This window comes from Nonomuraea sp. CA-141351, assembly GCF_050944675.1.
Classification (GTDB): domain Bacteria; phylum Actinomycetota; class Actinomycetes; order Streptosporangiales; family Streptosporangiaceae; genus Nonomuraea.
On the sequence record NZ_CP191982.1, the window covers coordinates 6,629,986 to 6,644,038 of the forward strand.

At 69.9% G+C, this 14,053-nt stretch carries 13 protein-coding genes and 1 pseudogene; 6 read left to right on the top strand and 8 right to left on the bottom strand.

The window, feature by feature from the left end:
- Positions 1-23 precede the first annotated feature (23 nt).
- Positions 24-608, bottom strand: coding sequence for a TetR/AcrR family transcriptional regulator (locus ACQPWU_RS31500; protein WP_433428004.1), 585 nt, complete (start codon positions 606-608; stop codon positions 24-26).
- 142 nt (positions 609-750) lie between these two features.
- Here ACQPWU_RS31500 and ACQPWU_RS31505 point away from each other — a divergent pair, with 142 nt between their 5' ends.
- A complete protein-coding gene (locus tag ACQPWU_RS31505) occupies positions 751-2,283 on the top strand; it encodes an MDR family MFS transporter (protein WP_433445338.1) in 1,533 nt (510 codons plus the stop codon).
- A gap of 189 nt (positions 2,284-2,472) precedes the next feature.
- On the opposite strand, the gene ACQPWU_RS31510 is transcribed toward ACQPWU_RS31505, so the two are convergent.
- Positions 2,473-2,853, bottom strand: coding sequence for an ester cyclase (locus ACQPWU_RS31510; RefSeq protein ID WP_433428006.1), 381 nt, complete (start codon positions 2,851-2,853; stop codon positions 2,473-2,475).
- A gap of 81 nt (positions 2,854-2,934) precedes the next feature.
- On the opposite strand from ACQPWU_RS31510, the gene ACQPWU_RS31515 reads away from it, so the two are divergent.
- Both ACQPWU_RS31515 and ACQPWU_RS31520 read left to right on the top strand, forming a co-directional pair.
- The gene (locus tag ACQPWU_RS31515) at positions 2,935-3,399 is read left to right on the top strand and encodes a MarR family winged helix-turn-helix transcriptional regulator (protein ID WP_433428008.1); all 465 of its coding nucleotides are present in this window, start codon (positions 2,935-2,937) and stop codon (positions 3,397-3,399) included.
- 118 nt (positions 3,400-3,517) lie between these two features.
- On the top strand, positions 3,518-3,673 hold the full coding sequence (locus tag ACQPWU_RS31520; protein ID WP_433445583.1) for a hypothetical protein: 156 nt from the start codon (positions 3,518-3,520) through the stop codon (positions 3,671-3,673).
- Between the two features lie 47 nt (positions 3,674-3,720).
- Here the strand turns inward: ACQPWU_RS31520 and ACQPWU_RS31525 are convergent.
- The 4 genes and pseudogenes from ACQPWU_RS31525 to kstD form a co-directional block, all read right to left on the bottom strand.
- Positions 3,721-3,933 (bottom strand): annotated as a pseudogene (locus ACQPWU_RS31525) (hypothetical protein); the annotation flags it as partial.
- Positions 3,934-3,966: 33 nt separating this feature from the next.
- Positions 3,967-5,805: a serine hydrolase domain-containing protein gene (locus tag ACQPWU_RS31530; protein ID WP_433428011.1), complete on the bottom strand. Its 1,839-nt coding sequence runs from the start codon at positions 5,803-5,805 to the stop codon at positions 3,967-3,969.
- A gap of 64 nt (positions 5,806-5,869) precedes the next feature.
- Entirely contained in the window at positions 5,870-6,727 is an 858-nt protein-coding gene (locus tag ACQPWU_RS31535; protein WP_433428014.1) for an LLM class flavin-dependent oxidoreductase, read from the bottom strand.
- A 40-nt stretch (positions 6,728-6,767) separates the two neighbouring features.
- Positions 6,768-8,540 (bottom strand): 3-oxosteroid 1-dehydrogenase, encoded by a 1,773-nt coding sequence (gene kstD, locus ACQPWU_RS31540; protein ID WP_433428016.1) that lies wholly within the window; start codon positions 8,538-8,540, stop codon positions 6,768-6,770.
- Between the two features lie 124 nt (positions 8,541-8,664).
- On the opposite strand from kstD, the gene ACQPWU_RS31545 reads away from it, so the two are divergent.
- Positions 8,665-9,918 (top strand): alpha/beta hydrolase, encoded by a 1,254-nt coding sequence (locus tag ACQPWU_RS31545; RefSeq protein WP_433428019.1) that lies wholly within the window; start codon positions 8,665-8,667, stop codon positions 9,916-9,918.
- A gap of 299 nt (positions 9,919-10,217) precedes the next feature.
- Here ACQPWU_RS31545 and ACQPWU_RS31550 read toward each other — a convergent pair whose 3' ends face one another.
- Both ACQPWU_RS31550 and ACQPWU_RS31555 read right to left on the bottom strand, forming a co-directional pair.
- On the bottom strand, positions 10,218-10,802 hold the full coding sequence (locus ACQPWU_RS31550; RefSeq protein WP_433428021.1) for a TetR/AcrR family transcriptional regulator: 585 nt from the start codon (positions 10,800-10,802) through the stop codon (positions 10,218-10,220).
- A gap of 22 nt (positions 10,803-10,824) precedes the next feature.
- Positions 10,825-12,021, bottom strand: coding sequence for a cytochrome P450 (locus ACQPWU_RS31555; RefSeq protein WP_433428023.1), 1,197 nt, complete (start codon positions 12,019-12,021; stop codon positions 10,825-10,827).
- A gap of 299 nt (positions 12,022-12,320) precedes the next feature.
- On the opposite strand from ACQPWU_RS31555, the gene ACQPWU_RS31560 reads away from it, so the two are divergent.
- Together ACQPWU_RS31560 and ACQPWU_RS31565 are read left to right on the top strand one after the other, a co-directional pair.
- Positions 12,321-13,205 carry a carbohydrate ABC transporter permease gene (locus ACQPWU_RS31560; protein ID WP_433428026.1) on the top strand — a complete coding sequence of 295 codons (885 nt, stop codon included), beginning with the start codon at positions 12,321-12,323 and terminating at the stop codon, positions 13,203-13,205.
- Positions 13,195-14,019: a carbohydrate ABC transporter permease gene (locus tag ACQPWU_RS31565; protein WP_433428029.1), complete on the top strand. Its 825-nt coding sequence runs from the start codon at positions 13,195-13,197 to the stop codon at positions 14,017-14,019. Before ACQPWU_RS31560 ends, ACQPWU_RS31565 begins: the two co-directional genes overlap by 11 nt.
- Positions 14,020-14,053 lie beyond the last annotated feature (34 nt).

The window sequence follows — 14,053 nt, forward strand, 5'->3', positions numbered from 1 at the left end:
CGGCGGCGCCGGGCGGAGGCGCGTCAGCCGAACGGCTGGGCGACCTGGTCGAGGACCTCGTTCGTGAGCTCGCGCAGTGTCCTGGTCTTGTGATCCGTGACCCATCGGAGTGTGGCGATGCGCAGCGCGGTCAGGAAGGCCGCGGTGATCACCTCGGGGCTGACACCGCCGGCCTGCTCCCGCCCGGCCACCACCTGGCTCAGCTCGTTCTCCAGGCGCACCCTGCTGGCCAGTTGCCTGGACAGCAGGGAGGGGTGCTGTTTGACCAGCCTTGCGCGCAGCATCCACTCAGGGTCGGGCTCGCCGGTCTGCTCATAGAGGCTGTCGAAGGCGGCACGCAGCGCCTGCCAGGCCGTCAGTGCGGGCGGCTGGTCACGCACCCGCTCCACCAGCTCTCCGAGGCGCTGCTCATCGCCGTAGAGCAGCGCCTCCTCCTTGCTGTCGAAGTAGTTGGAGAACGTCCGGCGCGAGATGTTGGCGGCGTCGGCGATGGCCTCGACCGTGACGTTGTCCAGGCCGTGCTCGACCGCGAGCCGCAGCGTGGCCTCGTGGACCGCCTGGCGGGTCTCGGCCTTCTTGCGCTCGCGCAACCCCACTGTGCTGTTCATGACGTACGCAAGCTTACCTGCCGGGAATAGATGCCCAGTGCGCAAAGTTTCCCATTGAGCATGTATGGTGTCCCGGTCGTACACATTCAGTTGGAGGTCGCGCATGAGCGCACAGACGGCAGAGCCGTCAACGGTGGAGCCGATGAGCCACCGGCAAGTCCTCGAGGCCCTGAGCGGGCTGCTGCTCGTCCTGTTCGTCGCGATGATCAGCGGCACCATCGTCTCGGTGTCGCTCCCGCAGATCATCGGCGCGCTCGACGGCAGCCAGTCGCAGTACACCTGGGTCGTCACCGCGTCCCTGCTGGCCTCGACCGCCTCCACCCCGATCTGGGGCAAGCTGGCCGACCTGTTCAACAAGAAGCTGCTGCTGCAGATCTCCATCGTGACCTTCATGCTCAGCTCGCTGGCCTGCGGCTTCGCCCAGAACACCGGGCAGCTCATCGCCTTCCGCGCGGTCCAGGGCCTGGGCATGGGCGCCCTGCAGATCCTCGCCCAGGTCGTCATCGCCGCGATGATCAGCCCCAAGGAGCGCGGCCGCTACAACGGCTACCTCGGCGCTGTCATGGCCGTGGCCACCGTCGGCGGCCCACTGCTCGGCGGTCTCATCGCCGACACCTCCTGGCTCGGCTGGCGCTGGTGCTTCTTCGTCGCCGTGCCCTTCGCGGTCCTGGCCTTCGCGCTGCTGGCCAAGACCCTGCACATCCCGACCGTGCGCCGTTCTGACGTGAGCATCGACTATTGGGGCGCCACCCTCATCGCCGCCGGCGTCAGCATTCTGCTCATCTGGGTCACCTTCGTCGGCAACGACTTCGACTGGCTGTCCTGGCAGACCGCGGCCATGGCAGGCGGCGGCGTGCTGCTGCTCGCCCTGGCCACCTGGATCGAGTCCAGGGTCAAGGAGCCGGTCGTCCCGCTGCACGTCATCAGCCGCCGCACCCCCGCCCTGGCCATCCTGGCCAGCCTCGCGGTCGGCATGGCCATGTTCGGCGGCTCGGTCTTCCTGGGACAGTACTTCCAGATCGGCCGCGGCTACGGCCCCACCACCGCCGGCCTGCTGACCATCCCGATGATGCTCGGCGTGCTGCTCTCCTCGACGATCAGCGGCAGGATGGTCTCCAAGACCGGCCAGACCAAGCCGTTCATCCTGGTCGGCCTGGTCGTCCTGCTGCTGGGCTTCGCCGGCCTGGCCACGATCGACCACGAGACCCCGATGGTGCTGATCTCGGTGTACATGCTGGCGGTCGGCGTCGGCGTCGGCATGTCGATGCAGAACCTCGTCCTGGTCATCCAGAACACCGTCCCGTTGAGCGAGATCGGCGCCGCCAGCGGCGCGGTCACCTTCTTCCGCTCGCTCGGCGGGACCGTCGGCGTGTCGGTGCTGGGCGCCGTGCTGGCCGACCAGGTCGCCTCCAACATCGTCGAGGGCCTGGCCAAGGCCGGCATCCCCGCCGCCGGGAGCGCGGCGGGCGGCAGCCTCAACATCGCCGCGCTGCCCGAGCCGATCAAGACGATCGTCAGGGCCGCGTACGGCGACGCCACCGGCCACATCTTCCTCATCTCGGCCGCGATCGCCGCCGTCGGCCTCGTCGCCGCGGCGTTCCTCAAGCCCGCCAAGCTCCGCGACAGCCTGGACCTGCCCGAGCAGGCCAAGCAGGAGGCTCCGGCCACCGCCTGATGACCGCATGCCGAAGGCCGTGCCCGTGGGGGGCACGGCCTTCCGCCTTGCCCAAGGCCGGCCGCGTGCACCGAGGCCGCGGCCGAGATCGACGCGGAGCCGGCCGAAGGGCTCGCCGACGACGAGGCGAAGGCACTGCGAAGCGCCTTGCGCACGCCGGCCCGCCGCAACGGCCTGCCCGCCGACTGGTCATCCTCTGGCGGCCACGAGGGAGCTGGAGTCGATGACCGGCCAGATCTCGGCGACCTTGCCGTCCTCCATGCGGAAGACGACGCAGGCGCGGACCTCCAGGGGCTTGCCGGTGGGCGGGAAGCCGAAGAAGTCGCCTTCGTGCGTGCCGCGCAGCGTCCACCGGGTGGCCACCCGGTCGCCTTCGGCGATCATGTCCTCGATGTCGAAGCGCAGGTCGGGCAGCGCCGAACGGAGGTAGCGGGCGGTCTGCTTGAGCGCCTCGGGGCCGGTGACGCCGCCGTCTCGGGGCGCGAAGCCGGGGCCGACGATCTCGTCGGCTACGTCGAGGTCGTCGGCGTTGAGCACCTCGTCGTAGAAACGCTTGATGACATCCTTCATCGCGCTCTCCTTACGGTAATCTAGCCACTAGAGAACCATATCTCTAGTTTTCCTAAACACTTGGAACGCTAAGGAGTTTGGATGGCGATGTCAAGGCGTGCCGAGCTCGTGGCCCAGCTGCTCGACGCGCTGCGCCGTACCAACGCGCTGTCGGTGGCGATGAGCCAGGGCGCCGCCGAGCGGATCGGCGTCAACACCACCGACCTGCACTGCCTCAACCTGCTCAGCGACGGCCCGCTGACGGCGAGCGAGCTGGCCAGGCGCGCGGGCATCACGACCGCGTCCGTCACCGGGGTGATCGACAGGCTCGAGGCGGTGGGGTACGTGCGGCGTGAACGCGACAGCGTCGACCGCCGCAAGGTCGTGGTGACGCTCCAGGTCCAGGAGGCCGCGCAGGTGATCGCCCCGGTGTTCGCCCCGTTCGTACGGGCGTGGCGCGGCGCGATGGACGGCTACACCGAGGAGCAGCTGGAACTGATCGCCGGCTTCCTGGGCAGGACGGAGGAGGTCTTCCAGTCGGAGGTCGGGCGCATGCGGGCCGAGTGACACGTACAAGAGGCGCGTTCCTACGGCAGGCCTACGGCGACAGCGCGATAGCGATCATTCGGTCAGGGCCTCTGAGCCAGGCGCCGCAGGCTGCGCAGGATCACGGCGGGCAGCCGGGGTGCGCTTCGGCCTCCTCGAGGGTGAGCCAGGTCAGCTCGGCGACCTCGTCCGGCGCGGCCACCACCGGGCGGGCCTGCGGCGGCAGCCCGCCGCGGAGACGACGTTGATCACCGGGTCGCCGTCGTCGGTCACGAAGCAGGCGCTCTCCACATAGGTGAGGCCGGTGCCCGTCAGGTCGACGCCGACCTCCTCCGCGACCTCCCGGCGCGCGGTCTGCTCGAGGATGTCGGCCCCGGCACCGTCCGCCTCGGCCTTGCCACCGACGCCGGCCAGCGTGCGGGGGCGTGGGCCTCCTGGTGGCCGCGCTTGATGAGGAGCCAGCGGCCGACCCGTTCCAGGAAGACCTCGACGTTGACGACGAAGGCCGGTCGACCGGCCTTCGTGGTGCAGGAGGTGATCGTCATGGTGAGACACTCCCGGCCCGGGGAAGTGGCCGCGGAGCTTGGGTCAGGCCCAGCCGTAGACCGAGCGGATGGCCGCGGCGATCTCGTTGACCACGTTCATGTTGTTGCCGTTGGCCAGGACCGCGTAGCCGGCGCCGAGCTCCGGGTAGCCCTTGAAGACGGACTTGAAGCCGTAGTTGGAGCCGTCGTGGGTGTAGGAGAAGTTCTTCGTCCCGGAGCCGGCGACGAAGAACCCGCGCCCCATGGTGGGCTCGGGGCCACGGGTGAGCAGCGTGCGCACGGAGGCCTTGGTGAGCGGTCCGGCGATGTCGCCGGAGGCGGTCCATGCCTTGTTGAGGTAGGACACCAGGCGGCACAGGTCGAGGACGTTGGTGTAGAGGCCGGCGGCGGCCGACTCGGGGTAGCGGTTGCGCTTGCCGGGGATCACGGCGCCGGTGGCGGTGTGGCCGGCGGCCAGCTCGAAGCCGGGCGACGGCGCGTACGAGCTGTTCTTCATGCCGAGCGGCGCGAACACCTCCTTGTCCATGTACTGGGCCAGCGTGAGGCCGCTCTTCTGCTCCACCATCCGCTGCAGGAGCACGAAGCCGCTCCCTGAGTAGTGGAACTCGGCCCCGGGGTCGGTGGTGAGCTCGATCTTCGGGGAGTTGCCCTCGCCGTTCATGACCTGCAGCAACGTGGGCACGGTCGCGCCGGGGCCGTAGCCGGCGAAGCCGCCGCCGCCGGAGTCGAAGCCGGAGCAGGCACCGGAAGGGGACGTGGAGCCGCGGCCGATGACGCCGGCCCGGTGGGTCAGGAGGCGGTCGATGGTGGGCACGCCCGTGGCGGAGACGCAGGAGCGGCGCGGCAGCGTCCAGCCCAGGTAGGGGCGGATGTCGCCGGTCAGGGGCTGCTTGAGCGTCTGCATGAGGCGCAGCACGCCGACCGAGGCCACGGCCTTGCTGATGGAGGCGGCCTGGAAGGCGGTCTCGGGATGGGCGGCGGCGCCGCTGCCCGCCTCCAGCCAGCCGTACCCGGTGGACCAGGCGATCTTGTTGCCGACCACCACCGCGACGGCCACGCCCGGCGTCTTCCAGGCGCTCATCCGCTGCCAGATGGTGGCGCCGCCCACCGCGTTCTCGACCTGCCGCGCCCGGTCGGCGGGCAGCGCGGGAACCTTGCCGCGCGAGCTCAGCGTCCAGCCGCCGCTCGGTGAGAAGGCCACGTCGTGCAGCTGCCAGCCGTCGGCGGCGAGGGCGTTCATCTGCTTGAAGCAGGCGTCGTCGACGCCGCGCGCGTAGAACTCGTCCTGAGCGACGATCGTCCACCCGCCCGCCTTGGGGAAGGCGACTCGGGTCACCCGGCGTCCGCCCTGCGTCAGGTTCCGCATCATCTGGTAGCACTCGTCGTCGATGCCCCGGACGTAGAAGCCCTGCGTGTCGGCCACCACCCAGCGGTTGCCGCCGGCCGGCGGGAAGGCGACGTGCAGGACCTGGCGGCCGGCGGCGTAGCTGTCGCTGACGCGCTGGTGGCACTCCTCGGGCAGGCCGCGCGCGGACATCCCCTTGTCACCGGTGATCACCCAGCGATCGCCGCCTTCGGGCGGGAAGGCCACGCAGTGGATCTTCCCGCCCGCCTTGACCATCTTGCCCAGTTCGGCGAAACACGCGTCGGGCACGCCGCGGGCGAAATAGCGCCCGTCCTGGGTGACGATCACCCAGCCGCCGGACGGCGTGAACGCGGCAGCCGTGATGCCATAAGGCGCCAGCTCGCCCATCTTCGTCTTCAGCTCGTCGGGGACGCCGGCGGTGGCGAACGGGTAGCTCGCCGCCAGAGCGGGGCGGGCGAAGTCCACAGTGGCAAGCCCGGCTGCGCCGGTCAGGGCGAGAAAGCGTCTGCGGTCCAAGGGGGAACTCCTTCAAGCGTTGATCACTTAATGCGCTTGAATCATGGCAGACCGCCGAGACTCCCTAGACCGTCGGTGGGCCCTGCTCGACGCGGCGCAGCACGGGTGTGAGCCGCTCGTTGTCGGGGCTGTCGATGGGCTGCCGCTCGTCCCACCAGGTGGCCCCGGCCTCCTGCAGCGGGCCGAGCAGGTCGCGCGCCTTGGATCCGCCGGCCGGGCTGACGCCGCCGACGACGATCTCGAAGGGCCTGTCGTCCTGGCGGTGCTCGCGGAGGTACGCCACCAGGTCGCGGACCTGGTCGGCGGGCGGGCCGTATCCGTGTGAGCCCGGCCCGAACAGCGGGACCGCGCCGTCCCAGCGGGCGGCCCGGCGCATCGGCTTGCGGTTCGGCCAGAACCCGGCGATCCAGACGGGCGGGCGGGGGCGCTGCGTGGTCGGGGGCAGGAGGGCGACGTCCTCGACCTGGTAGTGCCGTCCGTGATGGGTGACCGGCTCGCCGGTCCAGTAGCGGGACAGCAGGTCCAGCCCCTCGTCGAGGCGCTCGGAGAGCTCCACCGGGTCGGTGGGCTCGCCGAAGCTGCCGTACTCGTCCTCGATCGGCCCGCCCAGCCCCGCGCCGAAGATCACCCGCCCGCCGCTGAGCACGTCGAGCGTGGCGACCTGGCGGGCGAGCTGCTGCGGCCGCCGCCGGGCGACCGGGGTGACCAGGGTGCCGAGCTTGATCCGGGTGGTCGCCATCGCCGCCGCCGTGAGCAGCATCCAAGGGTCGCCGAACGTGCGCCGCCGGCTCTTGACGTGGACGACGTGATCCCAGACGAACAGGGCGTCCCAGCCCGCCCGCTCCGCCGCGACGGCCAGCGAGGCGACGGTGCGGGGGTCGGCGAAGTCCCCGAAGTTCGGGATGTTGATCGAGAAGCGCATTCCGCCATGGTGCTCTGCCGCGGGGGCGCCCGCAAACGCATTAAGGGGTGTCGGCGATGTCGTTGGCGGCCACGTAGCCGAAGGTCATGGCGGGTCCGATGGTGGAGCCGGAGCCGGCGTAGCTGTGGCCCATGACGGCTCCGCTGGCGTTGCCCGCGGCGTACAGGCCGGGGATGACCGAGCCGTCCACCCGCAGCACCCTCGCGCGAGCGTCCGTGCGCATCCCGCCCTTGGTGCCGAGGTCCCCGGGGACGATCTTGAACGCGTAGAACGGCGGCAGCCACAGCGGCGCCAGGCACGGGTTCGGCTTGACCAGCGGGTCGGCGTAATAGCGGTCGTAGGCGCTGTCGCCGCGGTGGAAGTCGAGGTCCTTGCCGGTCACCGCGAACCCGTTGAACCGGTTGATCGTGCCGCGCAGCGCGGCCTGCGGGACGCCGATCTTCTGGGCCAGCTGCTCGATCGTCCACGCCTTGTACGCGGCGCCGCTGTCGAACCAGGCGTCGGGCAGCGGCAGCAGTGGCGCGACGTCCCGGAACAGGTACTTGTCGCGGTAGTTCTGGTCGACGATCAGCCAGGCGGGGATGTGGGGCGCGGCCGGGGTGTTGCGGTCGTACATGACGTGGACGACGTCGCTGTAGGGGGCGCCCTCGTTGACGAAGCGCACGCCGTTGCCGTTGACCAGGATGCAGCCGGGCAACGTGCGTTCGGCCAGGCAGAAGTACGGCTGGCCGGGCAGCGGGATCGCCGGGCCCCACCAGGCGTCGTCCATCAGGTCGAGCGCCGCCCCGGCGCGCTCGCCGGCCTCGATGCCGTCACCGGTGTTCTCCTTGGCGCCGATGGTCCAGCTCGTGCCGATGGGCTGGCGCTGGAACTCCGCGCGCATGGCCCCACTGTGCTCGAATCCGCCGGAGCCGACAATCACGCCGCGCCGGGCCTTGACCGTTCCGCCGGGCGTGACGACGCCCGTGACGCGGCCGGACTCGATGGTCAGGTCGAGCAGCGGGGTGTTCAGCAGCACCGGGACGCCGGCCGTGAGCAGCCCGGCGCGCAGCCCGCCGGCCAGGGCCTGTCCCATGGTGAGCGGTTTCTCGCCGCGCAGCGCGGCCTCGGTGCCCCGCGCCAGGCACGCGGTGCTCACTTCGAGGCCCTTGGCGTTGACCGCGGCGAGCGTGAGCCACTTGTAGTCGGCGCTGTAGACCACCAGGCCGGTCGGGGTGGGGATGTAGGGGCCGTTGAGCCGGGCCAGCTCGGCGCCGAGGATGTTGCCGTCGAGCTGGGCGGGCTCGATGGAGCGCCCGTTCGGCATCCCGCCGGGGAACTCCGGGTAGTAGTCGGCGTAGCCCTCCATGAAACGGAAGCGCAGCGGGCTGTTCCGCAGCACGAACGAGATCATGGCGGGCCCGGCCGTGAGGAACGCCCGCTGCCGTTCGACGGGCACCGTGTCGCCGACGACGCGGGCGAGGTAGGCGGCGGCCTTGGCCGGGGTGTCCGGCACTCCGGCGGCGAGGACGACCTCGTTGCACGGGATCCAGATGCCCGCGCCCGACCGGGCGGCCGAGCCGCCGAACGTGGGGGCCTTCTCGAGCACGATCGTACGCAGCCCGCGCTTGGCGGCTGTCAGCGCCGCGGTCATCCCGGCGGCGCCGGCGCCCACGACCACGACGTCGTACTCGGTGTCGGCGCGGGCGGGCGCGCTGCCCAGCGCCGTGCCCGTGACCAGGGCGCCACCTGCGACGGCGGCCCCTTTGAGCAGGGTGCGGCGGGTCTGACCTGCGGGGGTCAGGGTGTTGCCGGATCTCCTGGACTCGACCATGCCGCCAAGCATGCGCTTGGTTGTTTTGGCTGTCAATGCGGCGGATGTTGACGTGACCGCCGATGCCTGGTGCCATGATCGGGACGCCTCGTAACCAAGCAAGCATTTGCGCGGAGGAGATGCCATGCGACGGTTAGCCGCCGTGCTCCTGCTGTTCGCCGCGGCGCTCGTGGCGCCCACGGCGACGGCGTACGCCGAGACGTGCTCGGCCACGCTCCCCCACCCGGACGGCCACGGCATCACCTGCCTGCGGGTCGAGCGCCGGCCCCAGAGCGACGGGTCCGAGCTGCGCGACGTCACCATGACCTCGACGGCGATCTTCCAGGCGGCCGGCGGCACCCCGGCGATCGATCCGCTCGCCCACGAGATCACCGTCCGCGTCTACCTGCCGCCCGGGTACGACCCGGCCAGGAGCATCCGCTACCGCTCGCTCTACCTCATCAACGGCGGCGGCGACAACTACGACGAATGGACCACGAAGGCCGACCTTGTGTCCCTGATCCGTACCACGCCCGGCCATCCCTACGACGGCATCGTGGTGATGCCGACCGGCGGCATGGCCGGCTGGTACAGCGACTGGGCCGGGCGCACCGACGGATATTTCGCACCCAAGTGGGAGACGTACCACATCTCCCAGCTGATCCCGTGGATCGACGCCAACTTCAACACGATCGCCAACCGGTCGGGGCGGGGGCTGGCCGGGCTGTCGATGGGCGGGTTCGGCACGCTCAAGTACGCCGCCGCGCACCCCGACGTGTTCTCCGTCATCGGCGCCTTCTCGCCGGGCATCGACCTGCGGGCCGAACCGGCCCAGCGCACGCTCTCCGACTCGATGTGGCAGGCCGGGGCCGCGATCACGCTGCTGGACCTGGGGTCCTACCGGGTCAACAAGTACGCGAACGGGCTGCCCGTGCTCGACCAGCAGGAGCAGCTGGTGTACCGGCTGGACACCCTGTTCGGCCCGCACACGACCAGCGCCTCCGGCGGCTACGACTGGCCGTCCGCGGACCCGGCGGTGCTGGTGACGCAGGGCAAGTACGCGCCGTTCAGCGGGAGGCTGGGCCTGTACGCGGGCGGATGCAAGGCGCTGCCGCGCGACTCCTCGGGCGCGTACGTGCTCGGTGACGGCGACGACCCGGCGCCCTCGGAGTGCGGCTACAGCACCACGTCCCCGGAGAACACCGAGGCCAACGGGGTCAACGAGGCCATACTCGGCTCGTATGCCGCCGCCTTCGACCAGACCCTCACCGGCCTGGGTGTGCGCCATCGCTACTGTTACGGCACGGGCGGCCACGACTGGAACTCCTGGCCCGCCGTCCTGGTCGACTTCCTCCAGTACGCCTACGGCACGGCCCCGCCCCGCTGCCCCAACGCCTGACGTCCCCGGCGGGCGCCCGCGCAAAACGGGCAGTCCGGTCCTCCTCATCCGGCGGCCAGGCATCGGTCACCTCGCCGAAGGCGTGATCCGCCGGGGCCGGTGCGGCGAATACGGGGGTGGGTCGATCCCCCGACCCGGAAGGAGGCGTGCCATGACTCGTTGGCGTCGATTCGTTCTGACCCTGATGGTCGCGTTGTTCACGGTGGTGGCGGTGGCGACCGCCGCGTCGGCCGGCATCCAGGGCAGCGGGTTCTGAGCAGCGCGGAGGGACGGTCAGGGGGTCGCCCCTGGCCGTCCCTTCACGAGCAGGACGGGGCGGGCAGCTCGCCGGGCGAGGGGCGGAGGCTGGACAGCAGCAGCGCCAGGTAGCGGCGCGGGTCGGCGTGTCCGGGGTCGCGCGGGTGCACGGTGGACAGGGCCATCACGACGATCGCCGCCAGGTCGCGCACGACCAGGTCGGCGCGCACCTGACCCTCCCGCTGGGCTCTGGACAGCACCTCGCCGAGCGGGCCCATGAAGCGTTCGGCGATGTCGACCGTGATCGCGCCCGACTCGTGCGCCGCCCGCAGCAGCCCGTGGTGGGCGGCCAGGGTCTCCACCGTGGCCGCCAGCACCTCGTTCAGCGCGCTCCCGGCATCGGCGGCGTCGCGGGCGGCCAGCGCGAGCGGCTCGACCTCCTCCGCGAAGTATGTCGCGAAGGCGGCCCTGATCACTCCGTCACGGTCGCCGAAGCGCCGGTACACGGTCGCGATCCCGATCCCGGCGCGCCGGGCGGTCTCGTCGAGGGACAGCGCGGGGCCGCTCTCGCGCAGGATGGCGATCGCGGCCCGGATGATCTTGTCGGAGTTGCGCTGCGCGTCGGCTCGCTGTCCCTGCTCGTGCACGATCCGTAACGCTAGCAGCCGCTCACCAGGCCACCTGGAGCGAGCGAAGCCCGTACACGATGGTGAAGGAGCGGAACTCCGCGGGCGGCCCGGACTCACGCAGGCCGGGGAAGCGCTCGAAGAGGGCGGGGAAGGCGATCTGCATCTCCATCCTGGCCAGCGGCGCGCCGAGGCAGTGGTGCACACCGTGGCCGAAGGCCAGGTGCCCCATGTCGCCGCGGCCGATGTCCAGCCGGTCGGGATCGGAGATGAACGCCGGGTCGCGGTTGGCCGCGGGCAGCGCGCACACCACGAGCTCCCCCTCCGGGATGCGCTGTCCGGCCACCTCGACGTCGGTGGTGGTGACTTTGAACGTGCCCGAGTGCACGATGCTGAGCCAGCGCAGCATCTCCTCCACCGCGGCGTTGATCCGGGTGGGCTCCTTCCTGAGCAGCTCCAGCTGGTCGGGGTGGCGCAGCAGGGCCAGGGTGCCGAGGCCGAGCATGTTGGAGGTGGTCTCGTGGCCGGCCAGCAGGAGCAGCCCGGCGATGCCGATGAGCTCGTCGGTGCTCAGGTCGTCGCCGTGCTCGCGCACGAGCATGCCGAGCAGGTCCTCGCCCGGCTCGGCCCAGGTGCGGGCGACCAGCTCCGCCATGTAGGCGCGCGACTCGAGCTGGGCCGCCCTGCGCTCCTCCATGGGCAGCGAGATGTCCAGCATCTTGCCGGTGCGCCGCTGGAAGTCGGCCCGGTCGGCGTAGGGCACGCCGAGCAGCTCGCAGATCACCAGCGACGGGACCGGCAGGGCGAAGGCCGAGACCAGGTCGGCGGGCGGGCCCGCGGCCTCCATGGCGTCGAGGTGCTCGGTGACGATGTCCTTGATGCGCGGCTCCAGACGGCGCATCCGCCGCATGGTGAACTCGGGCGTCAGCATTCTGCGCAGCCGGGTGTGCTCGGGCGGGTCGAAGGAGAGCAGGTTGCCCGCCCGCAGCCTCTTGATCTCCTCGTCGCTCAGCGCCGGCATGCCGGCCACGCTGAAGACGTTGCGCTGGGCGTTGCTGAAGCGCGCGGAGTCTCCGAGCACCTCCCTGACGTCGGCGAAGCGGCTGACCATCCACACGTCGAGGCCGAACGGGGTCCTCTCCTTGCGGATGCGCCCTTCGTCGCGCGCCGCGGTGAGCTCGGGATCCGGGTCGAACGCGTCGCGCCGCATGTACAGGGGCAGGGTCACAGGCTCGCTCATGCCAGCTCCTCGGAGGATCGGACCGTCGCCGTCAAACCGATAGAAGTCTATCGCTTCATCCTCCGGGAGGGCCGCCGACACCGCCGGGCCGTTTTGGGAGTCGCGTAAGATACCGGTTTCTCAGATCTCGATGCAACCGTTTGCCGAGTCCGCTTACCTCCGATGTTCACCCAGCTCAACGCTTCGCTCACTGAGCGTTGACACCCAATGTCAGCTCTGTTAGAAACTGGTTACTCACAAGCCGGACGATGCTTGTTCCCCCCTCAACCCCGCCTCGCGCAACCGGCGAAGGGTGATTTATGAGCAAACGTTTCGACAAGGCCGACCGGATCGGTTACCTCTTCCTCACTCCGTGGTTCATCGGCATGGCCGTCTTCACCGTGGGACCGATCCTGGCCTCGCTCTATCTGTCGTTCACCGAGTACACCCTGCTCAAGCCGCCCGAATGGCTGGGGCCGGCCAACTACGCCGAGATGCTGGAGGACCCGCGGCTGCACAAGTCACTGCTGGTCACCTTCATCTACGTGTTCGTGTCGGTGCCCGTCCAGCTGGCGCTGGCACTGGCGCTGGCACTCGTGCTCAACCGCGGCGTACGCGGGCTGAGCTTCTACCGCTCGATCTACTACCTGCCGTCGCTGCTGGCGGGAAGCGTGTCCATCGCGATCCTGTGGCGGCAGATCTTCGGCAAGGACGGCCTGGTCAACCAGCTGCTGTCGATGGCCGGCGTCGAGGGCGTGAGCTGGGTGGCCCACCCCGACTTCGCGCTGGGCACGCTCGTGGTGCTGAACGCGTGGACGTTCGGGGCGCCCATGGTGATCTTCCTGGCCGGGCTGCGCCAGATTCCCGTCTCCTACTACGAGGCGGCGCAGGTGGACGGCGCGGGCACCGTGTCGCGGTTCTTCCGCATCACGCTGCCGCTGCTGACCCCGATCATCTTCTTCAACCTGGTGCTGCAGATGATCGGCGCCTTCCAGAGCTTCACCCAGGCGTTCGTGATCAGCGGCGGGCAGGGCGGCCCGTCGGACTCCACCCTGCTCTACACGCTCTACCTCTACCAGCGCGGTTTCGGCTCGTTCGACATGGGCTACGCCTCGGCGATGGCGTGGTTCCTGCTGGCCGTCATCGCCGCGCTGACCGGGCTCAACTTCCTCTTCGCCAAGCGGTGGGTGTTCTATGGGAGCTAGAAGGCTGTCGAAGCACGTGCTGCTCATCGGCTTCGGCCTGGTGATGCTCTATCCGCTGCTGTGGATGGTGTCGAGCTCGGTCAAGCCCACCGAGACGATCTTCCGCGACCCGTCGATCTGGCCCACCGAGACCGACTTCGGCAACTACGCCGCGGGCTGGACGGCCCTTGAGCACCCCTTCCACTACTACCTGCTGAACTCCGCCGTGATCGCGATCCTGGCGGTGATAGGCAACCTGCTGTCGTGCTCGCTGGCCGCCTACGCCTTCGCGCGGCTGAACTTCCGGGGCCGCAACCTGTTCTTCGCCGCCATGCTGGCGACGCTGATGCTGCCCGTCCACGTACTGATCGTCCCGCAGTACGTGCTGTTCTCCCAGCTCGACTGGATCAACACGAACCTGCCGCTGGTGGTGCCGAAGTTCCTGGCGCACGACGCGTTCTTCATCTTCCTGATGGTGCAGTTCATCCGTGGCCTGCCGCGGGAGCTCGATGAGGCGGCCCGCATCGACGGCTGCGGGCACATCCGGATCTACTGGCGGATCATCATGCCGCTGTCGGTGCCGGCGCTGGCGACCTCGGCGCTGTTCACCTTCATCTGGACCTGGAACGACTTCTTCAGCCAGCTCATCTTCCTGACCGACCCCGAGCTGTGGACCATGCCGGTCGCGCTGCGCTCGTTCATGGACGGGCAGGGCGAGACGGACTGGGGCCAGCTGTTCGCCATGTCGATCGTGGGCCTGGTCCCCATCTTCGGGTTCTTCCTGGCCGGCCAGCGCTACCTGACTCAGGGCATCGCCACGACCGGCTTCAAATAATGTCTTCCGTTAAAACGTTTTAAGGAGACTGGCT